Consider the following 26,181-nt stretch of genomic DNA (forward strand, 5'->3'; position numbering starts at 1 on the left):
ATTCTTTTATCAACTATAAGAGCAACTCCTTTTTTGAATTTTATTCCAACAGTAGTTGTTCCTCTTTTCACCGCTTCTCTTGCATATTCTACCTGAAACAATCTTCCATCCGGGCTAAATACTGTAATTGCCCTATCATATGCCATTTGAGGTTTCATCTTAACACCTTAAAGCATTAATAGCGAAGTAAATAAATAATTTATGATGGACTTGGTGATGGATGATTCTACTAAAACTGGAAATTTGTTATTTAGTAAAGCCGCTCATGAACCCGCTCTTTCTAAAAGCTTATCCAATAACATCAATTTAGAATTCTTTTATCCATTCACTGAACAAAATTATTTCTTAAAATGATAAATTTTCATCTAAATCTTCAGGGCAAAATCTCCTCACAACCTTTTCCAAAGATCAATGAATTTCTTTTTTGATAGCAATACATAATCTTTATCTCCAAATACTTCAATAGTTACTGTTCCATCATAATGTTTTTTTAGTTCTTTAATTACTTCTTCCCATTTTATTTTTCCAACTCCTATTGGCAGATGCAGATCTTCTTTTCCAAAATTATCATGGACATGAACATGCTTTATTCTCTTATTCAATTTTCTTATAAATTTGCATATATCCCTTCCATAAAGAAAAGTGTGTCCTGTGTCAAGATGGACATATAATTTGGGAAAATCATTCAGTATTCTTGAAACAGTGTTATAATTATCAAATTCACCTATACCACTTTCATACATCAAATTTATTCCACATTTTTCCGCTTCATCAATTAGAATAGAGATTGTATCCATCTGCAAATTTATTCCTTCCTCAAAATTAAAAAGATGGGGTGGCCAGCTGGCATGGATTGTAACATATTTTGCTCCGAGCTCACTTAGTGCAAAAAAGCATTTTTTTGCTTCTTCAATCGCACTCTTTCTTATAGCAATTATAGGTGAGGAAAATGGAAGATAGTAAGGAGTATGACCAACTATTTCCAAAGAATATTCATCTAGCAATTTTTTAACTTTTTTAACATCGACTTTATCATAGTATGCTTTATCTGGTTCCATAAAAAAATCTATAAAATCAAAGTTTTCTCCTATCCATTTTATTTCTTCAAAAATATCTTTTCTTGGATTATTTGGATATCCTACCTTCATTGTCCTTAAAATTTAAGCTATATATTAACTATGCTATTCCTATCAAATGTTATAAATTCATTCATATAGAGATGGGCAACTGGTTTAAAATCAACATTTGGTTTTCTATCAGGGAAAGCTTCTTTATTGTATGAATAATTCAAGACCTCACCGATAAAAAGAGTGTGGTCTCCATAATTTTTTTCATCAATTACCTTGCATTCAATATTTGCAATTGCCTCCTTTATACTCATTGTTTTAACTTTTTTTGATTTAATGAAATTTATTTTCATTTTACTCAATTTTTCAATCCCACTTTTTGTTCCAGCAATCCATAGATCATTTAGCATTTCCATTGTTGGAACGCTGACAACAAATTCTCCATATTTTTTAATTAATTTATGAGTATATCTTTTAGGAGAGATTGATACGCAAAGAATAAATGGTTTATAAGATATCGGGCTTACCCAATCAGCGGTCATAACATTCTTTTCTTCTTCATTTCCACTCACAATAAGATATGTCCTTAAAGGATAAAGTAAATGGTACATAAAAATAAATCAAAAAAGAATAAAAAATTTATCCAACAACCGCCTTCTCCTTAAATGTTTTTCTTTTAAATCTTTCTATGCTTAAATTATCTATTGGCAAATCAGTTTTTTCATCACATATAAGTTGAGCAATTAACCTTGCAACCATTGGCGCAATCATAAAACCGTGTCCGCTGAATCCATTGCATTGAATAAATCCTTCAACACTCGTTTTCCCTAAAATTGGCAGTGCATCAGGTGTTACATCATAAAATCCGGTCCATTGCCTTAGTATTTTTACATGCTTAAGCGGAGGAGCATATTTTCCAAGCATAAAGGCCATGTGCTTCAGGAATGAATAAGTTGGCTCAAAATAATAACCAGTTTTTTCCTCGGGCGAAGGTATTCCTCCAAGGATCTGCCCTTCTTCCTGCTGGCTGAAATATATTCCATCCCTAAAAGAGATCACCATGCAATCAAAGCTCCTCTTTATTGGCTCTGTAACAAGCGCCTCCTTCCTGACAGGCTTGTTTGGCAACTCTATGCCCGCCATTCTCGCCACCTCTCCGCTCCAGGCGCCCGCGCAATTCACAACAAAATTTGCTTTTAACTCTCCTTTGGTTGTCAATATCCCTTCTATTTTTTTGTCTTTAACTTTTATCTCTTTTACTTCTGTAAACTTATATATTTTTGCGCCAAGTTTTTTTGCTGCAAGTGCATATGCATATGTTGTTTTGAAAGGATTTGCATGTCCATCTGTAGGGCAAAATGTTGCTGCAATTGCTTCCATTCCATTTAAATCAAGTATTGGAGCTATCTCTTTAATTTCATCTTCATAGATTATTCGAGAAGGTATCCCAAGCCTATTCTGCATTTCAATATTTTTCTTAGCCTGCTTCATCTCTTCTTCGCTATGGATTGCTATAAGATATCCTCCTTGTCTCAATCCAATATCATAATTCAATTCCTCGCTAAGCTTTTCAAATATTTCAACGCTTTTCTTTGCTAAAATTGCATTTTCCTCAGTTGCCCACTGCTGTCTTATTCCCGCGCCACATCTTCCAGTGTCTCCACTTGCAATCCATTTTCTTTCAAAAACCGCAACATCTTTTCCCCGTTTCGCTAATTCATATGCAATTGCACATCCATTTATTCCCGCTCCAATTATTGCAACATCTACTTTATTCATGTTTTCCCAGAATTCCTATTTCAACTGGTTCATCAGGAGGGCGAAAAGAAGGAATTATTTCCTCAATCTTTTTTCCTTTTTTACTTACAAGAATTCTTGCAGCAATTATAAGGCAAGTTCTTCCCTGGCAGTGGCCCATGCCAATTCTCAAAAGATGTTTGAGCTCATCAAGGGTTTCGCAATCATATTTTTCAATTGCATCAACAATTTCTTCTTCACTCACATCCTCACATCTACAAACAATTTTCACAATTGGAATATAGGGCTTATATTTATTGATTGTGGAAAGGTTTATTTTCCGCCATAAATTAAATGTCCTCCATCACATGTTTTTCCGTAGAATTTATATCCTTCCCTGCATGCTCCAAAAGATAAATTGTTCCTCCTGCAAGCCTCTTCCACTTTTTCAAGATAAAAATATCTAATTTTTTCAGGCAGATAAAAAGAATTTCCAACCCTCCTCCATGAATATTTTTCAATTTCAATAATGCCCTTCAACCTTTCAAAAGAATCCCTTCTCGGCTTTAGTGTAGAGGCAACAACATGCTTTACAAATGGAGAAATGCTTTCAACAATTTCTTCTATTTCATCATCATTAAACCCAGGTAATATGGGATCAATTCTTACGGAACATAGAATTCCTTCTTCAGCAAGTGTTTCAATTGCCTTTATTCTTCTCTCTGGCAAGGGAGCATTTGGCTCTACTTTTCTTGCTTTTTCAATGCTCAATGTTGTGATTGTTATGCTAACACTCGCTTTCATTTCTCTCAGTATATCAATATCTCTCTTCACTATATCTGATTTTGTTATTATCAGCACGGGGATGTTTTTTTCCTTAAATATTTCAAGGCATTTCCTTGTTATTCCAATTTTCTCTTCCTCTGGTGTATAGGCGTCGCCACTATTTGCCATGCTTATGTAAGTATCAACTTTTTCAACTTCTTTTGCTAAATTTCTCAGCACATTCTTCTTTACCCTTGCTTTGAAAGGATTTTTGATATAGGAAGAGATATAGCAATATATGCATGCATGTGAGCAACCTGTATACGGATTAAATGAATATTTTTTTGGACAAGTGCATAATTTGCTCTTCCAAGGATCAAATAAATTTATAACATTTGCTTTTCTTTCCATCTTTTCATCATTTCTTCAGTTATACAATTCTTGCATATACCGAGCATTTTCCAGAAGCATGATAAGCAAACAAATTTTCCACAATTTATGCATTTATATTCTGCGTCTCTTGAAAAGCATATCATGCATTTTCCCTTTACTTCTTCCTCTTCTTTTTTAATTTTTTCAATGTCTATACCATGTTCTTTCATCCATTTTTTTAATTCTTCATTCATTTCTTCCATTTTCTCACCACGGCACTTTCTTTAAACCTAATAAATATGCAATTATATTTGTTACTAAATGTAAAGCGGGTGTTAGAAATAAAAGAAATAATATATGGTAAAGAGTAAAATGATTTAAAAACCATTCCTTATCTACAATAAATGTGATTAAAAATGCCCCTATCAAAAAATCAATTTGATCAAGAACAGGCAATGGCCTACCTCTTTCAATCCCCAATCTTCTTTTAAAAAAGCTTTTTGCAATATCTCCAAGAAGTGCCCCAAATGAAAGAGATAAGATTATTGCAACAGAAGAAAAACCATGTCCAAAAAGATTCCATATTTTATTTAGAATAATCCCGCAAATAAGACCGCAGGCTATCCCTCCCAATAGACCGCGCCATGTTTTTCCTTTTCCTAAAATTGGCCTTCCATGCAATTTTTTACCAAAATCGATTGGTAAGCCTCCTCCGATTAAAACAGCAGATGAATTTGCAACGTAGGCGGGCATTATAAGCCATATTGCCTCCGCAATTATTTCAATCATTTTTCACCTTTATAACTAATGTATCCGCAATAATATCTCCCAATCTTTGTCTTTTCTTGCTTAAATAAATTAAAATGATGCTTAGTATATAAAAGCCAGCATATAACTCAATATATCTGAGGATATTTCGAGTAAATATATTCATAAAATCTCTTCCATTTTCCTCATCTATGACTTCAATATTCATTATTGCCTTTCCAAATGTTGAGCCAAATAAAAATTCAAAAAGAAGAAAATAAATCATATGAAGAACCAAAAAAAATCTTATGAAGGAGAGAATAAAGTTTGATGAGCCAAGTGAAATAAAGAATGAAAAACCACAAACAATCAAACAATCAAGAAGATAGGAAATTATTCTTTCCCCAACACCCGCATATTTCAAATCCTTCACAAAATATTCCCTCTTTATTCTCCCCTTCTCCTTCTTTATAAATAAAAAAGAAATAAAAAAAGAAATAATTGAAACAACATAAATCATATCATAAATTCCCGCCCCTCCCATCGAGCCCGCAAACGGGTGCCTGAAAAGCTGGGGCAGGTGGGCGAAATCGCCACCTATTATCACGCCGAGAGTTGAAATTGTATATGCATATACTGGGGAAGTGTTTTCTCTGAAATATAAAGCGAGGGAAATCAAAGATGATGCAATTGGGGGCAAGAGATAGTAGGGAAAGTATGAAACAACCCCCTCTTCCCTTACTTCTGTAACCATGTATGTGATGAGAGAGACAATAGAAATTCCTAAAATTAATTTTGGGTAAGGTATTTTCTTTTTACTGAAGAAATGCAAGGATAATAATATAGGAATTAATCCTCCTCCTATATTTAATGCAAGAAAATAATCTTTATAAATGAAAACGGGTAAATCAACAATCATTGTTGATGATGAGCCAATCACGAGGAGCACAACCTCTTTTTTTCCAAAATACATTTCTTCAAAAGTTTTTTGATATATAAAAAAAAGATATGTTAGCAAAAGCAAAGGTGTGAGAACAAATATTGTAAATGATATAATCTCTTTAAGCACATGTTTATAACTTATCAATTAAAAAATTTTTGGAATTTGATTTCTTTGCGAACAAAATGCATATTTATATGGTATTGATGATTATTAAAACATTTAAAAATTTCTGAAGCAAGAGCTGAAAAATTCTCTATATAATTTTCTACCGGAGGGCTATTTCCTCTGGATGCTATTTTATTCCTGTTTGCTTTAAAGAATTAAAAAATCATTCTTTGAATTTCTCAATCTCCTTTCTTAATCTTTTGTGAAATTTTCTTAACTTTAAATACATCGCGATTGTTTTTCCTGTATAAATTAGAGTTAATGCAATTGAAACAATGAGAAGATATAATGCTATCATAAGGATAAAAATTCTATGGAAATAAATAAGATAAAAAAACACTAAAATTGATATCACAATCAGTGAAATTGGCATTAAATGCCTTACCGCAAATTCTTTAGTATCCATAGTGGAATAAAACAAATTATAAATATTATTTTCCTTATTTTTTTATGCAAGCAATAATACTTGCAGGAGGATATGGAACAAGGCTTGCTCCAGTGACTTATACCATACCAAAACCACTTCTTCCATTGCTGAATAAGCCAATGATTGAATATATAATAAATTCTCTTCCTAAGGATAGTGAGATCATTATTGCCTCAAATTATAAGAACAGCAAAATAAAGAAATATTTTGAAGAAAAAGGAATGGGAGTTATTATAAATAAGGAAAATAAACCACTTGGAACAGGAGGGGCGGTGAAAAATGCGGAAAAATATATCGATGGAAAATTTATAGTAATAAATAGCGATATAATATCATCTCTTAACATAAGGAAAATGATCAGATATCATGAAAAGAAAAAATCCTTTATAACAATCTCTCTCTGGAAGGTAGATAATGTTGAAGAATTTGGCGTGGTCGATTTATTGCGGGATGGAAAAATAAAAAAATTTATTGAGAAGCCCGCCCGCCATGAGGCGCCATCCCAGCTAATAAATGCTGGCACGTATTGCATGGAATATGATGTGCTTGACTACATTGAAAAAGGCAAATTTGTATCGATGGAAAAGGAAATATTTCCAAAAGTGATAGAGGAGGGGAGAGGATTTTATGGATATCTTTTTGATGGCTACTGGACGGATGTTGGGAAAAGGGAAAGTTATTTAGAGGCAACAAAATTTTTATTGAAGAGAAAAAGCTTAAGCTACCTATATGGAGAGAATTGCAATATAGAGGGCTTAGTTAAATATTCTACAATTGGAAATAATTGCTCAATTGGGAAAAACTCAATTGTTAATGAAAGTATAATTTATGAAGATTGTATTATTGGAAAAAATGTTGAAATTGAAAATTCCATAATTGCAAAAAAATGCATAATAAAGGATGGAGTGAAATTGAAAAATGTTATTGCGGGAGAAAAAGAAGAAATAAAAAGAAGCACGCGGGACGCAAAAATTTGGAGCAAGCCATTGCCTAGAGGATATCCAAAGGAGCAGGTTGGAAATCCTTGCAGGAAATAAATGGTATTATTTCTCTTCCAAAAATATTTATTTTATCGGAAAAAGTAATTACTTCCATAGATTTTTTTCCTTCAAGATTGCATTTCAAAATTAAAATATCCTTTCCTCCCTGACTATAACTTTCTGTATAACCCGCTATATATATTCTTTCATTTTCGATATCCATTGCCATTAAACAATCCTCTTTTTTCCCACCCCATGTTTTTAACCATGCAAAATTATCATCCCTATATTTAACTAAATATAGATCTCCTTCACTATTTATCCCACCCGCATAAAATGAATCCCCGTATATTTTCACTGAAAATGCACAATCATTTTCTCCTCCCCATCTCCTGTCAAAAATCAGTTCCCCATTCATATCATACTTTATTACAAAAGAACTTGGGAAATAAGAAGAAGTATAGCCCGCTATATATATTCCATCAGATATATCTATTGAATATCCAATATCATCTTTTTCCCCACCCCATGTTTTGAAAAACAGTAAGTTGCCATCTATGTCAAATTTTAGCAAAATAGCATCTTTTTCACCAACAGAATAAGTAGTTGTATAACCAGTTATATATATTCCATTTGTCACATAAATATCATAAGCTTCCTCATCTTTATTTCCGCCCCATGTTTTAGCCCACAACAGATTTCCATCATTGTCATATTTTAATAAAAGAACCCTTTTCGATATTGCCCCAAAACTTGAAGTTACTCCACATATGTATATATTGTTCTCATATACATCTAATCCATATGCTATATCATCCCCACTTCCTCCCCATTTCTTCATCCACAAAATGCTTTTGTTTTCATCCAATTTTGCGATAAAAACATCTTTATTTTCTTCTCTAATTTTTCCAGTTAAATAAATATATCCATTATAAAACTTCAAATCATTTATAGTTGAATCATCGAATGTAACATTCCAGATAGCTTTTCCATCAATGTCGTATTTAAGCAATACACCTTTTCCATTACTTGCTCCTCCTACATATATAGAATCATTTACTACATCAATACATGTTGCAAAATCATCTTCACCACTTCCCCATGTTTTATACCAGATGGGCTTTATTTCATTACCCCATCCAAAAGCAGAGTAAGAAATTGCAGTGCATATTAAAATGATTGTTGCTAAAGCTATTTTTTTCATGTCATAAATTTTGTTTCATGTATTTAAAGCTATTCTTCCAAAAATATAGTTTTATATAATGCTCAGAAATAATTCAAACATGGCAAAAAAGAATAATGGAAAAGATTTCATAATATTTATCTTACTCATAGCTTTTTTCATCAATTTTATTCTTTTTGCTTGAAAATAACAGGCAAACTATAGCGGGAATTATTTTTATAACTTCTATACTCGCCTACCTTTTATTCTGGCGATTCAGAGTTGGAATAGTTGCAATGTTAAGAGATGTTGGATTTTTTTCATGGATTGGAATAAGATTGAATAAATTTGCAAAATTCAAAGCAAAAAATCTTTTTGTCATAATTCTTTTCATCTCAACCTTAATCATTTCAATAATCCAATAGGGATAATTATAGCAATGCGTGCGGGCTTGACTTTTGAAGATTTTGTCAGATGGGCTTTCCCAGTTGGATTTGCGTCGCTATTAATTTTAATTCTAATCATGCTTTTCTTCCTTAGGAAAGATCTAAAAAATTTTCAGCAAAGTATAGAGAAAAAATAGAGAAGGAAAACTTGAAATCGGCGGATGAAATTATCGAAACAGTTGATAAAACAATAGATAAGAGAGCCCTTAAAATAGGAATTGCAATTTTCTTCTCAATTATTTTCCTCATTTCAATCCACGCAAGAAGAGAAAATTTTCTCAACTTGGAAAAAAACACATTCCTCATAATTGCTCCGATTGCTGGCGCTGGCGTAGCCATGACCTGGCGCAGGGAGAAGGCGCAAAAATATGTTGAGAGAGTTGATTGGTGGAACCTCGTTTTCTTCATTTTCCTCTTTTCAATAGCGGGATGCATATCCTATGTAGGGCTATCTGATAGAATAGCGAATTCCATTGAAATTATTCAAAGTCTCTTCCTTTGATGATAATATTGATATCTTTTGTCAGTGCATTTGCTTCTTCAATGATAGATAATGTTGTTCTTGTTACATCCTTTATACCAATAATATCTTCTCTCGCTAATTCTGGCATAAATGTTTTTCCTCTCTGGTGAGCTCTTCTTTTTGGAGGATGTTATGGTGGGAATATAACCCAAATTGGTTCGACCGCAAATATTGTTGCAATTGGAGTATTAGAGAAAAGAAAGCATCATTATGTAAATGCAAGGGAATGGCTTCCACTTGGCTTTATAGCGGGAATTATTCCAACAATTGTTGGTTTAATTTTCCTAATCCTGCAAATTTAATATATAATTAAGGATTTAGCTTCATGAATAAAATCTTCAAAGAGCTAATTGAAAAGATAAAAGAAATTGCTTCTATGCAATTGGATAAAAACAGCAAGTTAAAAAGAATATGTGATTTAATGAAGGAAAAAATTCATTATTATAATTGGGTAGGTTTTTATTTTGCAAGAGATGAAGAGCTTGTTTTAGGCCCTTTTTGTGGCAGTGACACAGAGCATAAGATAATTCCCTTTGGAAAAGGTATATGCGGACAAGTTGCGAAAAGCAAAAATACATTAATTGTTCAGGATGTTTCAAAAGAAAAAAATTATTTAGCATGCAGCAGAGAAGTTAAAGCGGAAATAGTTGTTCCAATTATTAAAGATGGAAAATTTTTAGGAGAAATTGATATAGATAGCCACTATATTTCTTCTTTTACAGATGAAGATAAGGAATTTCTTGAAGAAGTTTGTAAAATTGTAGCGGATATTATTTAATCCTGAATAATTTTTTAAGAAATTCTAAAAATTTAATCTTCTTCTCTCCCTTCTCCCCTTTTTCTTCCAATAAACCAATCCTAAATTTTATTGTTTTTGCAACCGGTGCCCCTCCAACCACTACCAAATTATCTTGGCTATCATTAGTAGTTCCTTTCATCCAGTCGTTCATATCATTTCCATTGCTTATGAGTTTTCCAAGATAGGCATCAAGAAGCAAATTCCCCCAGGCACCATATAGGCCAGCATAATATTCATCTTTATTTATCTTTCCTGTAACTGCTATATTTCCATTTTTCATCAATACCAGATCATATAGCCAACCTTCCATGCCAGCTTTTTCCCACAAAATATTGAAATTTCTACTTATTTTTGCTAAATAATGCTTATACCCTGCGTCTTCAAATTGGCCGCAGATAAATATATCTCTATCATAAAATATTTTACATGGCAGAACCCTCAAATCAAAAATTTTCTCATTTTTTTCTATCCCGAATTTATCAAAATTCGAAATAATCAAATTGTAATCATCCTTTGCAACAAATCCCGCACAGAAAATATCATTTTCAAAAACACTTAGCGCTGTATAACCAGTATATTTCCCCATTTTCCAGCATTTCCTATTCCATATAACCGAGCCATCATTTTTCGAGACCTTCATAACAAATCCATTTACAGATGGCGGAACAATTCTCCCCCCGAAACCCGCAACAAAAATATTATCGCTTTTATCTATAGCCAGGGCGGGCGCCTGCGTGTACAAAAATGGGGCATAATTTTTTTCCCATAAAGGAGAGCCATCTTTTGAATATTTCTTTAAATAGATTGTGCAGTATTTTCCGCTTTTATCATAAAATGAGCCGACTGTTATTATGTTATCTTTCGAATCGACTTTTACATCAAGCAATGAGCCGAAGCCTTTTGAAAGGAATTTATCAACATTAAATGGTTTTTTTAAAGAAATTTGGGAAGGAAAATATATTTTAAGGGAAGTGTGATCATTCCATAAAAGATTTCCATCTTTATCATATTTCAGAATTAGCCCTCTGTAATCTTTATCCAATCCACATACTATAATATTATCCTTTGAATCTACCACAACTCTGCAATTTCCATATCCTTCATTATAATTTCTCTCCCATATTACCTCGTAACTATAATTTTTCATCCTGAATATAAATCATAATTTATATAAAACTTTATTTGAAGAAATTGTTCTGGTAGAGCAATTTTGCATACCGTTTGCAATAAATAAAAATAAATAATATTATATAGTAAAAAAGCAATATTGCCTCATGGAGGCAAAAATATTTGATAAGATGTATGAAGAATTTAGGGAAATACTGATCTCCGGGGTAAAAATGAAAATATTGATGAGTTTGCTTGAAGGAACAAAAACATCTAGGCAATTAATGGAAGAAATAGGCATAAGTCTATCATCTGTTCTTCATACTGCTAGAGAGTTAGAGGATAAAAAATATATAGAGGAAAGAAAAGAAGGTTTTGTTCTAACTCCAGCAGGAAAAATAGTTGGGCAAAAAGTACTGGATTTAACAAATTCATTCTATGTTACAGGGAAACATAAAGAATTCTGGCTAACACATGATGTAGATGGGATTCCAAAGCAATTCATTGCCAGAATAGGCGAAATCAGGAACACCGAGATAGTTAAATCTTCTCCAAAAAATTTATTGCAAGTTCTTGCGCTTTATGTAAAGCATGTGAGCAAGGCAAAAGAGCTTGCTGGAATATCTCCAGTTTATGTGGAGGAATTCTCGAATTTGGTTAAAAAATTGCTTAATAAAGGGGCAAAAATAAGACTTGTTATATCTAAGAATATAGCAGATAAAGTTTTTGAAGCATATAAAAAAGAGGCGGATGAAGAGTTAAGAAAAAAAGTTGAAGAGGGCAACTTGAAAATATGGCTAATTGATGATGTAAAGATAGCAATGACAGTCACTGAATCATTTGTTTCAATTGGCCTATTTAATTTAGATGGAACATATGACTTTTCCCAAGATTTAGTAAGTTATGATGAGGAGGCGATAGAATGGGGTAGAGAATTATTCGAATATTATAAATCAAGGGCAAAGGAAGTTAGCATACCCTAGCCCTATCTCCTTTATAAAAGATTTTTTTCATTTCCTTACTCTTACAAATATTTTTACTTCTTTGGTTGGCGCATCAATAATATCATTTTCCTTTCTCCTCCTAATAGGGAAAATACTCCCAGAGATGGTTATTTGTACCTCTCTTATTACATATAGTGTATATTCATTGAATAGAGTAACAGATATTGAAGAAGATGCATCAAACTTGCCAGAGAGAGTTAATTTTATCCAATCTAAAAAGAATATTATAATTTTTCTTTCCATCTTTTCCTACATTTTTGCTATAATTTTAGGAGGAATAAGAAACAAATATACAATTCCAATCTTTTTAATACCATTCTTCATGGGGCTCATATATAGCATAAAAATATCTTCTTTCAGATTAAAGGATTTATTTTTAGCAAAAAATTTAACTGTTTCCTTATCTTGGGCTGTTTCCTCCGCCTTCCTCCCCTATGTCTTTGGAGGGAATTTTGTCTTTGCGGTTATGATCTTTCTTTTTCTTTTCATAAAATGTTTTGTAAATACTGTAGTTTTTGATGTGAGAGATGTTGAGGGTGATAGAAAAGTGAATGCAAATACCCTCCCGGTCGTTATGGGCGTAGAAAAGACAATGTTAATTCTCCTCTTTATAAACTCTACTTTATTTATTTGGCTTTTTTTGTGTATCCAAAAAAATTTTTTTCTGGAATATATTCCAGCGATTTTGTTTTCTATAATATATGGGTATATTTACATACTTTTATTCTGCAAAAGTGTTAACAAAAAATACAATTTTGATTATGCGATTGATGGAGAATTTATAATATTATTCCTTATTTGCATATTCATTCAATAGGAAAATTTTTTAATAAAAAAGTTATAATATTATGAAGAGGCTGACATTTATTCTTGCAATAATTATTTTTGGTAATGGTATTGGAAGCGGTGTAATTGTTGAAATAATAAGTCCTTCTAATGGGGAAATATTTCATGTGAGAAATGTTACTATACATGGAATTGCTCAAGCATGCTGTAATGATAAGCTTATTCAATTAATATGGGAACACAAATGGGATAATGGCAGCCTATCAGGTGAAATAAAACTTGATTTTATATTTTATTATGAATTCAATATAGATATTCTTCTTTATCCGGGCAAGAATTTATTTGAAATTACCGCAATTTCCTATTCAGGAAATAAAGCATCGGCAAAAGTTGAAATATATTACGATGGTCCTCTTGCAGATGCAAATGGCCCCTACTACGGATATGTGCTAGAGGAAATAGAATTTAAAGGCTTTGCTTATGGAGGAAGTGAGCCATATACATTTCTCTGGTATTTTGGGGATGGAAATTTCAGCAATGAAATTAACCCAAAGCATGCTTATATGAAGGAGGGATTTTACAACATAATTTTTAAAGTAATTGATTCAAACGGTTATTCAGATGTAAATCATACTTTTGTTTTTATCAGCAAAAGGGAGGAGAATCCTCCTTATGTTGAAATAATAAACCCTAAAAATTGGATTTACATAAATGGAAATAAAATTATTCCGTTTGTTATCCCATTAATAATAGGGAATGTGACTATAGAAGCAAATGCATATGATGACAGTGGAATAAGCTTTGTTGAATTTTATATGGATAAAAGTATTTTATGCAGTTTATACTCTCCACCTTATTCTTTTGAATGGAGTGGAAAAGGTTATCATGAAATAGAAGCGGTGGCATATGATCTATCAATGAATAAGGCAAATTATTCAATAAGCCTTCTTGCAATTTAATAAAATTTTTCATCAACTTTTTCCTCTGGAATTTTTTCTTTTTCCATATTTTTTATATAATCCTCATATAGATGAATTTTTGCAGGTATTGCAAATGGGGCGCCCGGATATGTCATTATTGCCTCCCCTATTTCAAGAGTTTGTATTTCTTTCTCAAGAGCGGAGATGTCTTGCTTTGCGGAATGCTTTAATATATTTCTGTCATTTTCATCAGCAAGCCCTAAAATAAAGAAAGTGTTGAACTGGCTAAGCAAATCTTCCTTTATCAATTTTGGCTGCTGGGTTATTGCACATAGCCCTACTTTAAATTTCCTTCCTTCCCTTGCAATCTGCGCAAAAATTCCATTTTGCAAAACTCTTTGCGCCTCTTCTATTGTTATCATAACTGGTGGAATTTTTCTAAATTTTTCCTTATCCCTAAAAATATTTTTGTTATAGTATAAAATTTTCCTAGCTATTAAAACACTCACAAGTAATTCTTCATATTCATAAATGGAGGAGGTATCAATAAGAATAACCTTTCCATTATGCAACTCTTTTATTATTGCATCGGTATTGCATATATCCTCGTTTTGAGTTACTATATCTGATTCAACTATTCTTTCCGCCCTTCTTTTAAGCACGCTGAATGTTATATCCTGTATTCTTCTATTAAAAATCTCAACCAATTCCTCAATTTCTTTTTCATATAGCTCATCAAGCCATTTTTTCCTAAATTTTGAATATAGAGCATATAGAGCTTCTCTCTGCGCTTCGCTAAGCTCGAATATTTCCTCAAAATCACTAATACTTATCTCATGCGTAGCCAAAACAAGCCTATTTTCCACGCCCCTTGCCCCCTCCGAATAAAACACCGCTCTCTTGCTCGCGAGGGGATGTTTTTTAAGTGCTTCATAATATTCGCCATGGGGATCTATTATAAGTATGCCATATTTTCCAGATTTCATTGCGGAAGCAGTAAAAACGCGCATTAAATTACTTTTACCCATACCAGTTGTTGCAAATATCCCTATATGATATGGAATTAAATCGCCTCTTATTCCAACCTTTACATCTATTTCATCCTCCCCGCTTCTTATTTTCCCTATTTCTATATCCCCCATATATTTCTCTATAAATTTATAATCTTCTTTATTTGCTTTTCTTACCAGGCAAAAATGTGATGGCAATTTTTTTGGCTTATGAAATTTACCATTTTTTACATAACCAAGAGGTTTGCATACACATATCTTAAAAAGTCTTCTTTCCTTTTCCTTAAGCATATATTCCTCCGTCTTTTCATCTAATAAAAGCATGTCTCCAGCTGTTCTTAAGCTCCATTTTTCATCACCTTCCTGCCCATATTGTATGTCTATAACTCTAAGGAAAAACAGCGAATTTTTTTCTTTATCATCCGCAATAAGAATTTCTCCTATTTTTGTATCCTGATTATAGCTTTGCCTAAAAATTATTTCTCCTATACTCTTTCCAACTATTCTTCCAATCATTTTATCCCTCCATATATTCATGATAATCATAAAATATGTTTTCCCATTCTTCGTGGCTAATTCCTTTCTCAAAGGCTTTTTTCTGAATTAAATGTTTTAAATAAATTTCCTCATCCTTGCTTATCTTTACATGTCTATGTATATCTGCTAAGCAATATGGATAACCAAGACAGCTTATATCTTTGCACAGAGAGGATATTTCAGAAAAAATCTCATCCTCATATTTTCCAAAATAATCTACTCTAAAAACAAATTTTGAATAAGGATAAAATTTTACCGCATATACTCCATCTTCAATCTTATAATACCAGCATTTATTCTTCATAATTTCATCTCCAAATTTTTTTATTATGAACAATAAAGGAATTTTTCCTATCCTATAGCCACTTTTCTTGCTTATTCCAACAACTCCATCTATTTTATATTTAAGACATCCATCAAAAATAACAATTTCATTTCCAGAAATTTCTTTTGCAATTTTATATTCCTCCTCCTCTCTTCTTAAATCATTTTCTGCGCTTGCACCATCGCCATATATAGTATCCAGTTCTATTTCTCCTATTTTTTTCTCGATTATATTCTCTTCATTTGCTTTATTATACCCGATTCTCCTTGCAAATATTGAAAATGAATATGCATCAAGAATTTTAACAGAACTTCCATCTATTGAGTATGCGGTGCACCCCGCTTTTCTATTAAATTCTACAAATTTATCCCTATCTATCTCAATTTCGTTTGCGCCAAATATTGCTTCTATGATCTCTTCTGCCTTCACGATTTGAATCGCTTATCAATTAACCATTCTGTATTCAATTATTATATCCCCGTTTTTGTCCACGAGGCGGCGCATGCTTCCTTTGGCGTAGATGCGTAAATCATTTCCGAAATTTTCTATATGAGTCCATCCCCTCATAAAATTGAAAGATACTCAATTTATAAATCTTTTTAAATTTTCATAGGTAAAAATTTTATATTAAAATTTGATAATAGAAATATGAAATACATGGCAATATTTATCGCTGTAATATTTTTAATTCCGTCAAACATATCTATGAAAAAAGAAGAAGAGATAAGATGGATGAAGAATGGTTATCCAGAAATAGACATTCATGAATGTAATTGCATAGGGGTTGGATTAGTGGATGGAAAAAGAGCGATAATATATAAAGAGGAAAAAAATTATTATGAAGTTGAGACATCTTCCTTATATGATTTTCTAATAATCTCTCCTGATGCATGGCTTGATGAATTAAGTGCTCTTAGGCAACATAAGGAAAGCAATGGAATAAAAACAATTGCGGTGGGACTAAATGAAGTTTATGCTCATCCATCCGCTGTGCAGGGAAGGGATGATGCAGAGAAAATAAAATATTTCATAAAGAATGCAATTGAGGAATGGGGAATAAAATATGTAATGCTTGTAGGAGACATTTATCACATGCCAATAAGAAATGCCTTGCATATATGGAGGGATGGAACAAAATTAAGGGAATTTCCAATTCCAACTGATTTATATTATGCAGATATTTATAGATATGAAAATGGAAAAATTGTATTTTCATCATGGGACACAAATGGAAATGGGAAATATGGAGAGGAATATAAAGATGGATATACAAAAGGAGATATTATAGATTTATATCCAGATGTATATGTTGGTAGAATTGCCTGCGAAAATAAAGCGATAGTTAAGCATGTTGTTAATAAGATAATAAATTATGAAAGTAAAACAAAGGGCGAAGATTGGTTTAATAGAATAGTCCTTGTTGGCGGGGATACTTTCCCTGGATGGGGTGTGAGAGAAGGAGAAGTAATGAATGAAATTGTTGCCCAAATAATGAATGATTTTGAGCCATACAAAATACAATACTCTCTCGGAAATTTAAATGCGCTGGAAATTCAAAAAGCTTTGCAGAAGGGATGTGGTTTTCTCTATTATTCAGGTCATGGCTTCCCTTATGGCTGGGCAACACACGGGGAGAGCGAAGCATGGATCGGAAGATATTTTACTCCGTACATTTTTACTCTTTTCAATGGCTACAGGTTGCCGGTGATATTTTTCGATGCCTGTTTGACCGCAAAGCTTGATTTTAATTCATCTGATTTAAGAGAAGATGGTGTACCCATCCCATTTAATGCTACCTTCCCATGTTTTGCCTGGTATTTTATACGCCATTCATATGGTGGAGCAATAGCTACTATAGGAGCAACAAGAGTTGCATTTACTGGAGTAGATGAAAATGGCCCACACTGGGGAGCAAGCTATCTAGCATATAAATTCTTTAATGAATATAGAAATACGCATATTTTAGGGGAAGTTTTTGCAAATGCTCAAATAGATTATGTTAGTTCAGTGTGGGATACCTGGACAATTGAAGAATTCATATTGCTTGGTGATCCAACCTTGAAAATTGGAGGGTATTAGATCTATCAATTTAAGTTTTATAATCATTTGGTGCATATTTTGATTCCAAAGAAAATTATCCAGAAATATCATTTTCTCGCTATCATTACTACCCTTACTCCAAACCTAAAAATTACTGCTTAGATCCGTCTGAAATTTTCAATTGTTACAACTATCTTCAATAAAGCAATTATTCAACAATTAAATTTTCCCCCGCCTTACTCTCGCTTGCGAGCAAAAATTCCTTGCCCATGTGCAAACAGTTTACTGGACAAACATCATTGCACTGGCTACAAAAAATGCACCTCCCTATATAGATTCTAATCTTTTTCTCATTTTCTTTGAATTCAATAGCTTTTGCGGGACATACTTTTATACATGTTTTACAACCAATGCATTTTTCTTTTTCATAAATTATTTTCCCTCTGAATCCCTCCGGCACTTCAACAGGTGGATTTATCTTTAATTTACCCTCATTTACTTTCTTAAGAAATTCTTTTACACTTTTTGGAGCATATTTTGCAGGAAATTTATTTGTGAAAGGTTTTTCAAACATTTGCTTTATTAGCTGTTTTAGCATCGGAAACATTTTATCACCATGGTAAAGATATCTTAAATTGATTGTCCCATATAAGGAGTAACAAACCGATCAGAGATATTAATGTTATTGTTACCCAATAAGAAGTAACCACTTGGGTTATTCTCAGCCTTGCCATTCCCGCTCTTATTATTGTAATAGAGAAAAACATCAATAAAAACACTTTAAGTAGGAAAAAGAGGAAATCTGAAATAATAGCGGAATAGCCAGAGAAGCCAACAATGTCGGAGATATTATATGGGAAAAATATATTTACGATTAAAGATGCAATTGCAAAAATTCTAACCCCGTCCGCCATATAAAATAATGCAAGATTTCTACCAGAATATTCTACAAATACTCCTTGAGCGATTTCTGTTTCTGCTTCTGCAACATCAAAAGGAATTTTAGCGGTTTCTCCAGGAACAACGATTAGGAGGGAGATGAGAAGAATAATTATTCCTATAAACCCAATTAATCCAACATTGTTGAATATGGGGTGCGATGAAATAAATGAAATTGTAAAAACATCACCAGAAATCTCAGATAATTTCCATGCAATTGCTACCACACTTATAGCGAGAGGAAATTCATAGGATATCATGGTTACCATCTCTCTCTGTGCGCCTATTGTTGCGAATGGTGAGCCACTAGCAAAACCACCAGCAACCATCGCAAGTGCAGGCAATATAAAGATATAAACAACTAAAATTATATCATTTTCTCCATGAAGCTGTAATTTTTCAAGTCCCGGGATAGGAATATAAAGCATTAGGAGAATGCTTGAAGCAAGGCATATTAAAGGGGCAATATTATATATCCATCTCACCGCATTCTCAGGAACAACATTTTCTTTAATCATTAATTTTGCAACATCTAGAAATGGTTGTCTTATTGGGGGACCAACTCTTTTCTGCATTCTTGCAACAATCTTGCGGTCTATACCCTTGAAGAGCAGACCAAAAAATATTGAAAGCAATCCAATTAAAATGCATCCTATAGAAATGAAAAATATTTTTTCAATCATCTCATCATCCTCCTTGTCTTTTTCACAGATAATTCATGTAATTGCTCCGCTGTTAAAATTCTCTCCTTTTTATCTTTTACAACAATAACTCTATTTGTGCATGACATACATGGATCGATTGATGCAGCAACAATTGGTATATCTGCAATTTGCATATCAAGCAACATAGGTCTCCATGAAAGAAGATTAATATACGTTGGTGCCCTGATTTTCCAGGAATATAGATGCTCAAAACCACTCTTTAACTTTACATAGTGTATATCCTCGCCCCTCGGCGCCTCATATCTTGCAACCGCTTCTCCCTCGCTTTTCTTTATCTGAGCTAAGAGCTTAATAACTTTTTGCTCTGATAAAATTTCTCCTTTTGGCATTTCATCAACCGCTTTCTCTATTATATCAAGTGATTGCTTAACTTCAAGTAATCTTACAATAATTCTATCATATGTATCTCCAACTATTTCACCAGTAAGCAAATCAGGAGTTATTGCTTTAACTTCAAAATCTGGATAAGCAAAGTAGGGCATATCTTGGCGAACATCTTTCTTTACCCCGCTTGCTCTCGCGGTTGGTCCAACAGTTGATAATTTTATTGCATCCTCTTTGCTTAGCACACCTATTTCCCTTGTCCTCATCTTTATTGTCTTATCTTCCAAAAATAATTTTGCAATTTTTTTGAAAATTTGCCTATAATATTCTATCATTTCCCTTAATTTTGGTATATGCTCTTCTTTAATATCTCTCCTAACCCCTCCATACATAATTATTGACTTTGTAACCCTATTCCCATTTATAGTTTCGAGAATATCCATAACTTTTTCCCTTACCATCCATACATAATGAAGCAATGAATCAAAACCAAGCTCATGGGCGGCAACGCCCGCCCAGAGCAGATGGCTGTGTATTCTTTCCAGCTCCGCCTGAATTACTCTTATATATTCCGCTCTCTCTGGTACTTCTATTCCCGCTATTTCCTCAACCGCCATAACAAGGCATGCGGGGTGACAAAAATTGCATATTCCACAAACTCTCTCAGCAAGATATATGCTTTGCAAAGGATTATTTCTATTCATTCCTATCCATTCAACTCCTCTATGATTCTGGCTTGCAATTACATCGACATCAACTATTTTTTCGCCCTCCAAGGTAAATTTAAGGAGGATCGGCTCTTTCAATGCGGGATGTATAGGACCAATTGGAACCTCATATTTCATTTTTCACCTCCAATTTTCATATAGCTTATTTGTTTCTTTTGGTGAAGTTTCATCTCTTCTCCATGGATATATCCCAGGTGGAAAATCTTCTGTAAGGAACATGTGCCTTTCATCAGGTATCTCTTCTATTTCAACACCAACCATTTCCTTTATTTCTCTTTCTGAAAATATAGCGGAAGGAATAAGAGTTGTTATTGATTTAATGCGCAAATCATCTTTTGGCAAAATAACTTTAAGAGAAACTATCTTCTCCTCAAGCTCCTTTCCATAATCAACAGTAAAATGATAGTTGAGCTCTATATCTTTGCCTAAATCGCTTGCAGATATAATACTGAAATGTGGAAAATCAGCGGAGAAATTTATCATTAACTCTATTGCTTCCCTAATCTTCTCCCTATCAACATTTACCCATATACTAACTTTTTTAGCCTTCTTTTTTACTCCCGCCTCCTTTTCCTTTATTATTGTTTCATATCCATTTTCCTTAAATTTTTGAATTATCTCCTCCGCAATCATTCCAACCCCTCCAGATATTCCCATGCTTTCACAACCCCTTGAATTATTGCCTCAGGGCGTGGAGGGCAACCTGGTACATAAAAGCATTTTGCCTCAGGTATTATTTTTTCTATTGGTCCTGCAAGATGATATGATTCGTGAAAAACCCCTCCGCTTATTCCACAAGAACCAACAACCAAAATAACTTTTGGATCAGGAACTTGCTCATATATTCTCTTCACTTTCGCCACCATTTCATTTGTAACCGGACCAGTGAAAGCAATTACGTCAGCATGGCGTGGGGAAGCGACGAGTTTTATCCCAAATCTCTCGACGTCATAGCGCGGGGTAAGGGCCGCTATAATTTCAATGTCACAGCCGTTGCAGGAGCCACTATTTACATGGAAAACCCACAAAGCACGCTTGAAAGATTTTGAAATCATTTTATCACCCCATATAAAAATAATGAGATAAAAATTATTGCGGTTATAAGCATAAACCAAGAGACATAGTCGTTTATTACTCCACTGTGTATTTTTTTCATAGAGTTATAATAACCTTTGAGAGCATCGATGAAACCCCAATAAACATTACTCGCGCTTATATGCATTTTTTCTTTTGGTGCTTCCATTCCTGATAAAAATGGTTTTTCTTCCTCTCCTCCTCTGTAATCAACTCTTCCAATAGCTCTTATTATATAAACAGTTATTGTTATTATCACGAAGGATATTATCCATATTATCGGTTCCCATACTATCTCATACATTTAACCACCTATAGCGCTTAAGTAACCCGCTTGTTTTGCAAGAGCCATAACCGCTGGATTAACTAAGTTATTAACAATATACTGCGGAAATAGTCCAAAGAAAATTATAACAAAAGTAAGAACACCCATTCCAATAAGCATGCTTTTTGGCACTTCTCTAACATCGTGTATCTTTGGCCCCATAAAGGCAGAGTAAAATACTTTTACGAAAGAAGCGAGAGTTAAAATTGAAACAAGCATTGCTATTATTGATAGTATAGGACTTATTTTATAAACTGATTCATATATTATTAGTTTTGATGCAAATCCATTAAATGGAGGTATGCCAGCTATTGCAAGAGCTCCTATTATGAAGAATACAGATGTATATTTCATTGTATGGGCGAGTCCCCCCATTTCATTCAAATTTCTTGTTTTGAGGCGATAAAATATTGCTCCAGCGGTTAAGAATAGCAACCCTTTGTACATTGCGTGATTTATTATATGGAATATTCCTCCTTCCATAGCCTTTATTCCATATATTTCAAATTCTGGTTTCCCGAGCAAATAAAAGCCTGCTCCAACCCCAAGAAGCATATAGCCGGTTTGACTTATTGCGTGGTAGGCCATAAGTCTTTTTATATCTTTTTGAGGAATTGCCATTGTTACACCAACAAACATTGATAGTAATCCAAAGATAATCAATATCCCTCCTATCAGTTGTGAATCCAATTTAAGGCCATAAAGAGTGAAGCAAACTCTGAACAATGCATATAAGCTAGCTTGGCTACCCGCAACAAGTGTGGCGGTTATAGATGAAGGAGCAACAGAATAAGCATCAGGGCACCAGAAATGCATTGGAACTGAACCACATTTCATTGCAAATGCGGAAACAAGCAATGCAAGAGCTATTTTATCAATATGAGTATATTTGATATTTTTGGCAAGATACGCTATATTCAATAAATCATATTCTCCATAAAATAGAGCAACCGAGAAGAGGATGAATAAAGCGGATATACTTGATATAACCAGAAACTTAAATGCTCCTTCACTTGCCTCTCCCTTCCTGCTATATACAATAAGAGCGGCGGATGCTATTGAAAGAATTTCATAGAAAACAAACAGGTTAAAAATGTCTCCAGTAAATTCCATGCCAAGCATTCCAACCAAAATTAGTAAAAGAAGGGTGTAGAATTTTCCCTTTCCCCTTCCTTCTTCTATATATGCAAGCGAATAAATACACGCGGAAAGGCAAACAGTTGCACTTATTATCCCCATAAATATACCCATTGCATCTATCTGCAATACTATTCTTATTGGCACCACCGCCTGGGTTGGAATGGTTTGGAGTGGATTTCTTTCCCCTATAGCATATACATGCATTCCATTTTTTAAAATATCTAAGGCGAGTATTATGACTAAAATCTCTACAATTATAAAAATAATGACTGCAAAAAAATTTCTTGCTTTTTTACTTATTTTGTCTATCAGAGGCATTAAAAAAGCGGATAGCAAGGGAAGAAGTATAAGCAAGGCGGGTGAATGGGTTATAAGCCAGTTCATTCTCTCAACCTCCTTACTTCTTTTGCATCTAATGTTCCATACTCCTTATATATCTTAATTATGAATGCTAAAATAAGAGCAAGAACTGCTACTCCTATAACAATGCTTGTTAGAGTTAATGCTTGAGGAACTGGCATAACCATTTTTTCTGGTATATCTGCGGGAGTTATATCAGGGGGCAAATTTGTAAAGATGGGAGCAATTCCTCCTTCTCTATATCCGAGAGTTATTAAAAATAGGTTAACCCCGCTCTCAATTATTGTTATCCCTATTGCAATTTTCATAAGATTTCTTCTGAAAACAACCGCATACATTCCTATTGCAATCAGTGCAACCACTGTGAGAAATGGAATATTGTATATCACTCTTCCACCTCCTTTACTGCGAGGGCAATTATGATTAAGACAGAAGATAATCCTCCTATGACCTTCATTCCAACCGCTATATTCAAAATAGGAAGAATTCCCCCGCTGTTTAAAGGAGCCTCACCCCATGAAGGTATTTTTCCAAAAATTTCCTCACCAACAAGAAAATTCGTCAAAAATGTTGCTGAAAGGAAAATTCCGATTAAGCTAACCAGAACAAAAATGATTCCCCCTATGCTCTCAAAAAGAGATATTTTTTCCTCGTCACTCTTTTTCTCAACATATCTAATTCCAAATGCAACGATAAGAAGCGCAATAGCTGATGCTCCTACTGCCCCTCCTTGAAAGCCCCCGCCCGGCGTGAGGTGGCCATGCATTATTACATAAAAGGAAAATATCATTGCTATTGGAAACAGGAAGCCAGCAATGGTTTTTACAATAACGGACATTTCTCCTTTATTCATTTTTTTCCCTCCTGAAAAGAGTTAAAACCCCTGCAATTGCGGAAAAAAGTATTGTAGCCTCCCCAAGAGTGTCATACCCCCTATAATCAAAAACAACGCTTGTAACCGCATTATCTGCTCCAGTTTCCTTTACCGCACCATAAACCCAAAAAATTTTTTTATAGGGAAGCTCATCTTCACCTATTTCATCAACTGTTTCATTATTTAAAATTATTTTTATTCTTCCTTCATCAAAGTAAAATTTGAAATAAGCTATCGAAATATTATTTATCCCTTCCTGCAAAATTTTTTCTTCATTATCCACTGAAAAAATTAGTTCTCCATTGTTCCTTTCTATCTTAATTTCAGATGCTTTCCCAATTATCCTGTCATCCATCTCCGTGTTCTGTGGCTTTCCAAAGTCTCTCATTTCATATGCTGAAAAAAAGAGGAATAAAATAAATATTACAAAAGCAACAATTGCTACTTTCCTCATTTTTCATCCTCCATTCTCTTTGTCGCTTTTATCGCCATTATCATTAAAGCGGTAGTAAGGCAGGCTCCAACACCCGCTTCTGCTATTGCAACATCTGGAGCATGAAGAATGTAAAAATATAGGGATAGCAATAGGCTCATAACCGCGAGAGAAATTACGCTTGCAAGCAGATCTTTAAACCATATTGCTATTATTGCTGATGAGATAGTTGAAATTGAAAGAAGAATTATAATTATTTCAAACATGCTCATTTTTCCCCTCCAGATCATCAACAATCGCTTTTTTTGGCTTTACCCCGCTTTTATGAGCAGCTCTTGCTATTGCATGTGCTCCTGTTGGATTTGTAAGAAGTATTGCTATTAAAGCAAAGAAGGAATGTATTGATATTATGATCATGCTTGCATAGCCAATATACCATTTCCATAAACCATAGACAATTGATGCCAGGCAAATGAATATGCTTCCAAAAGTTGTGCATTTTGTCCCTGCATGAAGACGAGTATATACATCTGGGAAACGAATTAATCCAATAGATGCAAGTAAATTAAATATTATTCCTATTGCAAGGAATACATATATTATTTCCCATATCATATTTTTCCTCCTTCAAGATATTTTGCTATGAATAGGGTTGTGATATAGGAAAGCAATGCATAAACTATTGCAACATCAATATATATTACATCTTCATTTGCCACCCCAAATAAAATCATGCCAGATATTACAAGAGTATTTATTGTATCAAGTCCTACTACTCTATCTGGGATTGTTGGGCCGAGTAAAACTCTTATCATCGCTATTGCAATCGATACGAATAGCATCACGAGAGAAAGCATGAACACATTCATTCTCCTATCCTCCTTGCCCATTCAGGGAAATTTGAGCAAATTGGTTTATAATCACGAGGCATTTTTTCTAAAACTTTTTCATCAACATTTATCCAATGTACATAAAGATTTTTTTCATCATCAATGTCAACGCTTAATGTGCCAGGCGTTAGGGTGATTGAGTTTGCCAATATTGTTATTGATAAATCACTTTTTAGTTTCGGAGATATTTTTACTATTCCAGGATTTATTTTTCCTGTTATAACACGATATGCAACATCAAGGTTTGCCTTTGCCATTTCATAGAAAAAGCGAGGCAAATAGGCGATAATAAATGCCCATCTTTTTGGGTTCGCAAGCTTAAATTCTTTTACAAAAATTTTTCTTGCTATAAAACCACATATCAATGAAAAAATTACGCCCGCTATTATCTCATCAATCCCCCAAATTGAGCCACTATATGTGAGCAAAAGCCAAATTATAAAGGTAAATATGGAGGTTGCTATGAACGCCCGCATCAAAAGGGATATATGAATTGTATATTTAAAA

36 protein-coding genes are annotated in these 26,181 nt (G+C 33.5%); 8 read left to right on the forward strand and 28 right to left on the reverse strand.

Annotated elements, in window-relative coordinates; all coding sequences use genetic code 11:
- The 10 genes from H5T44_01370 to H5T44_01415 form a co-directional block, all read right to left on the reverse strand.
- On the reverse strand, positions 1–158 hold a 158-nt coding region (locus H5T44_01370), incomplete at its 3' end, for a proteasome subunit alpha (protein ID MBC7080889.1).
- A gap of 231 nt (positions 159–389) precedes the next feature.
- Positions 390–1,148 (reverse strand): sugar phosphate isomerase/epimerase, encoded by a 759-nt coding sequence (locus tag H5T44_01375; protein MBC7080890.1) that lies wholly within the window; start codon positions 1,146–1,148, stop codon positions 390–392.
- A gap of 17 nt (positions 1,149–1,165) precedes the next feature.
- Positions 1,166–1,684, reverse strand: a complete 519-nt coding sequence (locus tag H5T44_01380) for a flavin reductase family protein (GenBank protein MBC7080891.1) — start codon at positions 1,682–1,684, stop codon at positions 1,166–1,168.
- 22 nt (positions 1,685–1,706) lie between these two features.
- The gene (locus H5T44_01385) at positions 1,707–2,846 is read right to left on the reverse strand and encodes an FAD-binding oxidoreductase (protein ID MBC7080892.1); all 1,140 of its coding nucleotides are present in this window, start codon (positions 2,844–2,846) and stop codon (positions 1,707–1,709) included.
- Positions 2,839–3,105, reverse strand: a complete 267-nt coding sequence (locus tag H5T44_01390) for a (2Fe-2S)-binding protein (protein ID MBC7080893.1) — start codon at positions 3,103–3,105, stop codon at positions 2,839–2,841. Before H5T44_01390 ends, H5T44_01385 begins: the two co-directional genes overlap by 8 nt.
- 32 nt (positions 3,106–3,137) lie before the next feature.
- Entirely contained in the window at positions 3,138–3,980 is an 843-nt protein-coding gene (locus H5T44_01395; protein MBC7080894.1) for a radical SAM protein, read from the reverse strand.
- Positions 3,956–4,171, reverse strand: a complete 216-nt coding sequence (locus H5T44_01400) for a hypothetical protein (protein MBC7080895.1) — start codon at positions 4,169–4,171, stop codon at positions 3,956–3,958. The genes H5T44_01395 and H5T44_01400 overlap by 25 nt, the downstream gene beginning before the upstream one ends.
- Before the next feature lie 37 nt (positions 4,172–4,208).
- Positions 4,209–4,730 carry a CDP-2,3-bis-(O-geranylgeranyl)-sn-glycerol synthase gene (locus H5T44_01405; protein MBC7080896.1) on the reverse strand — a complete coding sequence of 174 codons (522 nt, stop codon included), beginning with the start codon at positions 4,728–4,730 and terminating at the stop codon, positions 4,209–4,211.
- Positions 4,723–5,757 (reverse strand): DUF1614 domain-containing protein, encoded by a 1,035-nt coding sequence (locus tag H5T44_01410; GenBank protein MBC7080897.1) that lies wholly within the window; start codon positions 5,755–5,757, stop codon positions 4,723–4,725. The genes H5T44_01405 and H5T44_01410 overlap by 8 nt, the downstream gene beginning before the upstream one ends.
- Before the next feature lie 202 nt (positions 5,758–5,959).
- Positions 5,960–6,202, reverse strand: a complete 243-nt coding sequence (locus H5T44_01415) for a hypothetical protein (GenBank protein MBC7080898.1) — start codon at positions 6,200–6,202, stop codon at positions 5,960–5,962.
- A gap of 44 nt (positions 6,203–6,246) precedes the next feature.
- On the opposite strand from H5T44_01415, the gene H5T44_01420 reads away from it, so the two are divergent.
- Positions 6,247–7,260, forward strand: coding sequence for an NDP-sugar synthase (locus H5T44_01420; GenBank protein ID MBC7080899.1), 1,014 nt, complete (start codon positions 6,247–6,249; stop codon positions 7,258–7,260).
- Here the strand turns inward: H5T44_01420 and H5T44_01425 are convergent.
- On the reverse strand, positions 7,214–8,407 hold the full coding sequence (locus tag H5T44_01425) for a hypothetical protein (GenBank protein MBC7080900.1): 1,194 nt from the start codon (positions 8,405–8,407) through the stop codon (positions 7,214–7,216). The genes H5T44_01420 and H5T44_01425 overlap by 47 nt on opposite strands.
- Positions 8,408–8,562: 155 nt before the next feature.
- Between H5T44_01425 and H5T44_01430 the strand changes: the two genes are divergently transcribed.
- From H5T44_01430 to H5T44_01440, 3 genes are all read left to right on the forward strand, one after another.
- Complete coding sequence (locus H5T44_01430; protein ID MBC7080901.1) at positions 8,563–8,790, forward strand: hypothetical protein; 228 nt, start codon at positions 8,563–8,565, stop codon at positions 8,788–8,790.
- 169 nt (positions 8,791–8,959) lie between these two features.
- Positions 8,960–9,313, forward strand: a complete 354-nt coding sequence (locus H5T44_01435) for a hypothetical protein (GenBank protein ID MBC7080902.1) — start codon at positions 8,960–8,962, stop codon at positions 9,311–9,313.
- A gap of 346 nt (positions 9,314–9,659) precedes the next feature.
- Complete coding sequence (locus H5T44_01440; GenBank protein ID MBC7080903.1) at positions 9,660–10,112, forward strand: GAF domain-containing protein; 453 nt, start codon at positions 9,660–9,662, stop codon at positions 10,110–10,112.
- On the opposite strand, the gene H5T44_01445 is transcribed toward H5T44_01440, so the two are convergent.
- Positions 10,105–11,280: a hypothetical protein gene (locus tag H5T44_01445; protein MBC7080904.1), complete on the reverse strand. Its 1,176-nt coding sequence runs from the start codon at positions 11,278–11,280 to the stop codon at positions 10,105–10,107. The two genes, H5T44_01440 and H5T44_01445, sit on opposite strands and share 8 nt — an antisense overlap.
- A gap of 127 nt (positions 11,281–11,407) precedes the next feature.
- Here H5T44_01445 and H5T44_01450 point away from each other — a divergent pair, with 127 nt between their 5' ends.
- The 3 genes from H5T44_01450 (at position 11,408) to H5T44_01460 (ending at position 13,989) form a co-directional block, all read left to right on the forward strand.
- Positions 11,408–12,223 carry a winged helix-turn-helix domain-containing protein gene (locus H5T44_01450; GenBank protein ID MBC7080905.1) on the forward strand — a complete coding sequence of 272 codons (816 nt, stop codon included), beginning with the start codon at positions 11,408–11,410 and terminating at the stop codon, positions 12,221–12,223.
- Between the two features lie 124 nt (positions 12,224–12,347).
- Positions 12,348–13,061, forward strand: coding sequence for a UbiA family prenyltransferase (locus H5T44_01455; protein MBC7080906.1), 714 nt, complete (start codon positions 12,348–12,350; stop codon positions 13,059–13,061).
- A 31-nt stretch (positions 13,062–13,092) separates the two neighbouring features.
- Complete coding sequence (locus tag H5T44_01460) at positions 13,093–13,989, forward strand: PKD domain-containing protein (GenBank protein MBC7080907.1); 897 nt, start codon at positions 13,093–13,095, stop codon at positions 13,987–13,989.
- Here H5T44_01460 and H5T44_01465 read toward each other — a convergent pair.
- The gene (locus tag H5T44_01465) at positions 13,986–15,476 is read right to left on the reverse strand and encodes an ATP-binding protein (protein ID MBC7080908.1); all 1,491 of its coding nucleotides are present in this window, start codon (positions 15,474–15,476) and stop codon (positions 13,986–13,988) included. The genes H5T44_01460 and H5T44_01465 overlap by 4 nt on opposite strands.
- Before the next feature lies 1 nt (position 15,477).
- On the reverse strand, positions 15,478–16,251 hold the full coding sequence (locus H5T44_01470) for a hypothetical protein (protein ID MBC7080909.1): 774 nt from the start codon (positions 16,249–16,251) through the stop codon (positions 15,478–15,480).
- A 219-nt stretch (positions 16,252–16,470) separates the two neighbouring features.
- On the opposite strand from H5T44_01470, the gene H5T44_01475 reads away from it, so the two are divergent.
- Positions 16,471–17,901 (forward strand): hypothetical protein, encoded by a 1,431-nt coding sequence (locus tag H5T44_01475; protein MBC7080910.1) that lies wholly within the window; start codon positions 16,471–16,473, stop codon positions 17,899–17,901.
- A 169-nt stretch (positions 17,902–18,070) separates the two neighbouring features.
- On the opposite strand, the gene H5T44_01480 is transcribed toward H5T44_01475, so the two are convergent.
- Genes H5T44_01480 through H5T44_01545 form a run of 14 tightly spaced genes read right to left on the reverse strand, consistent with a single transcriptional unit; the run spans position 18,071 to position 26,150 of the window.
- Positions 18,071–18,469 carry a 4Fe-4S binding protein gene (locus H5T44_01480; protein MBC7080911.1) on the reverse strand — a complete coding sequence of 133 codons (399 nt, stop codon included), beginning with the start codon at positions 18,467–18,469 and terminating at the stop codon, positions 18,071–18,073.
- 4 nt (positions 18,470–18,473) lie between these two features.
- On the reverse strand, positions 18,474–19,484 hold the full coding sequence (locus H5T44_01485; protein MBC7080912.1) for an NADH-quinone oxidoreductase subunit H: 1,011 nt from the start codon (positions 19,482–19,484) through the stop codon (positions 18,474–18,476).
- Positions 19,481–20,695 (reverse strand): nickel-dependent hydrogenase large subunit, encoded by a 1,215-nt coding sequence (locus H5T44_01490; GenBank protein MBC7080913.1) that lies wholly within the window; start codon positions 20,693–20,695, stop codon positions 19,481–19,483. The genes H5T44_01485 and H5T44_01490 overlap by 4 nt, the downstream gene beginning before the upstream one ends.
- 3 nt (positions 20,696–20,698) lie before the next feature.
- Complete coding sequence (locus H5T44_01495) at positions 20,699–21,211, reverse strand: NADH-quinone oxidoreductase subunit C (protein ID MBC7080914.1); 513 nt, start codon at positions 21,209–21,211, stop codon at positions 20,699–20,701.
- Positions 21,208–21,633 carry an NADH-quinone oxidoreductase subunit B family protein gene (locus H5T44_01500; GenBank protein MBC7080915.1) on the reverse strand — a complete coding sequence of 142 codons (426 nt, stop codon included), beginning with the start codon at positions 21,631–21,633 and terminating at the stop codon, positions 21,208–21,210. Before H5T44_01500 ends, H5T44_01495 begins: the two co-directional genes overlap by 4 nt.
- Positions 21,630–21,956 (reverse strand): hydrogenase, encoded by a 327-nt coding sequence (locus H5T44_01505; GenBank protein ID MBC7080916.1) that lies wholly within the window; start codon positions 21,954–21,956, stop codon positions 21,630–21,632. The genes H5T44_01500 and H5T44_01505 overlap by 4 nt, the downstream gene beginning before the upstream one ends.
- A complete protein-coding gene (locus H5T44_01510) occupies positions 21,957–23,501 on the reverse strand; it encodes an NADH:ubiquinone oxidoreductase (GenBank protein ID MBC7080917.1) in 1,545 nt (514 codons plus the stop codon).
- Positions 23,498–23,866 (reverse strand): NADH-quinone oxidoreductase subunit K, encoded by a 369-nt coding sequence (locus H5T44_01515; GenBank protein ID MBC7080918.1) that lies wholly within the window; start codon positions 23,864–23,866, stop codon positions 23,498–23,500. Before H5T44_01515 ends, H5T44_01510 begins: the two co-directional genes overlap by 4 nt.
- On the reverse strand, positions 23,863–24,330 hold the full coding sequence (locus H5T44_01520; protein MBC7080919.1) for a sodium:proton antiporter: 468 nt from the start codon (positions 24,328–24,330) through the stop codon (positions 23,863–23,865). Before H5T44_01520 ends, H5T44_01515 begins: the two co-directional genes overlap by 4 nt.
- Complete coding sequence (locus H5T44_01525; GenBank protein MBC7080920.1) at positions 24,323–24,805, reverse strand: hypothetical protein; 483 nt, start codon at positions 24,803–24,805, stop codon at positions 24,323–24,325. The genes H5T44_01520 and H5T44_01525 overlap by 8 nt, the downstream gene beginning before the upstream one ends.
- Positions 24,802–25,050, reverse strand: coding sequence for a DUF4040 domain-containing protein (locus H5T44_01530; GenBank protein ID MBC7080921.1), 249 nt, complete (start codon positions 25,048–25,050; stop codon positions 24,802–24,804). The genes H5T44_01525 and H5T44_01530 overlap by 4 nt, the downstream gene beginning before the upstream one ends.
- Positions 25,043–25,399, reverse strand: a complete 357-nt coding sequence (locus tag H5T44_01535) for a monovalent cation/H(+) antiporter subunit G (GenBank protein ID MBC7080922.1) — start codon at positions 25,397–25,399, stop codon at positions 25,043–25,045. The genes H5T44_01530 and H5T44_01535 overlap by 8 nt, the downstream gene beginning before the upstream one ends.
- Positions 25,396–25,653 (reverse strand): cation:proton antiporter, encoded by a 258-nt coding sequence (locus tag H5T44_01540; protein MBC7080923.1) that lies wholly within the window; start codon positions 25,651–25,653, stop codon positions 25,396–25,398. The genes H5T44_01535 and H5T44_01540 overlap by 4 nt, the downstream gene beginning before the upstream one ends.
- On the reverse strand, positions 25,650–26,150 hold the full coding sequence (locus H5T44_01545) for a Na+/H+ antiporter subunit E (protein ID MBC7080924.1): 501 nt from the start codon (positions 26,148–26,150) through the stop codon (positions 25,650–25,652). Before H5T44_01545 ends, H5T44_01540 begins: the two co-directional genes overlap by 4 nt.
- Positions 26,151–26,181 lie beyond the last annotated feature (31 nt).

Source organism: Thermoplasmatales archaeon, from assembly GCA_014361195.1.
In the GTDB taxonomy this organism is placed as follows: Archaea; Thermoplasmatota; E2; order UBA202; family JdFR-43; genus JACIWB01.

What these genes read in the sequence shown, in the direction of transcription:
- H5T44_01420 (MBC7080899.1), top strand. Translation starts at nt 6,247, where the DNA reads ATGCAAGCAATAATACTTGCAGGAGGATATGGAACAAGGCTTGCTCCA.
- H5T44_01425 (MBC7080900.1), bottom strand. Translation starts at nt 8,407, where the DNA reads ATGAAAAAAATAGCTTTAGCAACAATCATTTTAATATGCACTGCAATT.
- H5T44_01395 (MBC7080894.1), bottom strand. Translation starts at nt 3,980, where the DNA reads ATGGAAAGAAAAGCAAATGTTATAAATTTATTTGATCCTTGGAAGAGC.
- H5T44_01465 (MBC7080908.1), bottom strand. Translation starts at nt 15,476, where the DNA reads ATGATTGGAAGAATAGTTGGAAAGAGTATAGGAGAAATAATTTTTAGG.
- H5T44_01405 (MBC7080896.1), bottom strand. Translation starts at nt 4,730, where the DNA reads ATGATTGAAATAATTGCGGAGGCAATATGGCTTATAATGCCCGCCTAC.
- H5T44_01455 (MBC7080906.1), top strand. Translation starts at nt 12,348, where the DNA reads ATGGTTATTTGTACCTCTCTTATTACATATAGTGTATATTCATTGAAT.
- H5T44_01400 (MBC7080895.1), bottom strand. Translation starts at nt 4,171, where the DNA reads ATGAAAGAACATGGTATAGACATTGAAAAAATTAAAAAAGAAGAGGAA.
- H5T44_01495 (MBC7080914.1), bottom strand. Translation starts at nt 21,211, where the DNA reads ATGATTGCGGAGGAGATAATTCAAAAATTTAAGGAAAATGGATATGAA.
- H5T44_01490 (MBC7080913.1), bottom strand. Translation starts at nt 20,695, where the DNA reads ATGAAATATGAGGTTCCAATTGGTCCTATACATCCCGCATTGAAAGAG.
- H5T44_01540 (MBC7080923.1), bottom strand. Translation starts at nt 25,653, where the DNA reads ATGAATGTGTTCATGCTTTCTCTCGTGATGCTATTCGTATCGATTGCA.
- H5T44_01530 (MBC7080921.1), bottom strand. Translation starts at nt 25,050, where the DNA reads ATGTTTGAAATAATTATAATTCTTCTTTCAATTTCAACTATCTCATCA.
- H5T44_01460 (MBC7080907.1), top strand. Translation starts at nt 13,093, where the DNA reads ATGAAGAGGCTGACATTTATTCTTGCAATAATTATTTTTGGTAATGGT.
- H5T44_01485 (MBC7080912.1), bottom strand. Translation starts at nt 19,484, where the DNA reads ATGATTGAAAAAATATTTTTCATTTCTATAGGATGCATTTTAATTGGA.
- H5T44_01505 (MBC7080916.1), bottom strand. Translation starts at nt 21,956, where the DNA reads ATGTATGAGATAGTATGGGAACCGATAATATGGATAATATCCTTCGTG.
- H5T44_01520 (MBC7080919.1), bottom strand. Translation starts at nt 24,330, where the DNA reads ATGAATAAAGGAGAAATGTCCGTTATTGTAAAAACCATTGCTGGCTTC.
- H5T44_01450 (MBC7080905.1), top strand. Translation starts at nt 11,408, where the DNA reads ATGGAGGCAAAAATATTTGATAAGATGTATGAAGAATTTAGGGAAATA.
- H5T44_01385 (MBC7080892.1), bottom strand. Translation starts at nt 2,846, where the DNA reads ATGAATAAAGTAGATGTTGCAATAATTGGAGCGGGAATAAATGGATGT.
- H5T44_01475 (MBC7080910.1), top strand. Translation starts at nt 16,471, where the DNA reads ATGAAATACATGGCAATATTTATCGCTGTAATATTTTTAATTCCGTCA.
- H5T44_01500 (MBC7080915.1), bottom strand. Translation starts at nt 21,633, where the DNA reads ATGATTTCAAAATCTTTCAAGCGTGCTTTGTGGGTTTTCCATGTAAAT.
- H5T44_01510 (MBC7080917.1), bottom strand. Translation starts at nt 23,501, where the DNA reads ATGAACTGGCTTATAACCCATTCACCCGCCTTGCTTATACTTCTTCCC.
- H5T44_01375 (MBC7080890.1), bottom strand. Translation starts at nt 1,148, where the DNA reads ATGAAGGTAGGATATCCAAATAATCCAAGAAAAGATATTTTTGAAGAA.
- H5T44_01480 (MBC7080911.1), bottom strand. Translation starts at nt 18,469, where the DNA reads ATGTTTCCGATGCTAAAACAGCTAATAAAGCAAATGTTTGAAAAACCT.
- H5T44_01545 (MBC7080924.1), bottom strand. Translation starts at nt 26,150, where the DNA reads ATGCGGGCGTTCATAGCAACCTCCATATTTACCTTTATAATTTGGCTT.
- H5T44_01525 (MBC7080920.1), bottom strand. Translation starts at nt 24,805, where the DNA reads ATGAGGAAAGTAGCAATTGTTGCTTTTGTAATATTTATTTTATTCCTC.
- H5T44_01415 (MBC7080898.1), bottom strand. Translation starts at nt 6,202, where the DNA reads ATGGATACTAAAGAATTTGCGGTAAGGCATTTAATGCCAATTTCACTG.
- H5T44_01445 (MBC7080904.1), bottom strand. Translation starts at nt 11,280, where the DNA reads ATGAAAAATTATAGTTACGAGGTAATATGGGAGAGAAATTATAATGAA.
- H5T44_01535 (MBC7080922.1), bottom strand. Translation starts at nt 25,399, where the DNA reads ATGATATGGGAAATAATATATGTATTCCTTGCAATAGGAATAATATTT.
- H5T44_01440 (MBC7080903.1), top strand. Translation starts at nt 9,660, where the DNA reads ATGAATAAAATCTTCAAAGAGCTAATTGAAAAGATAAAAGAAATTGCT.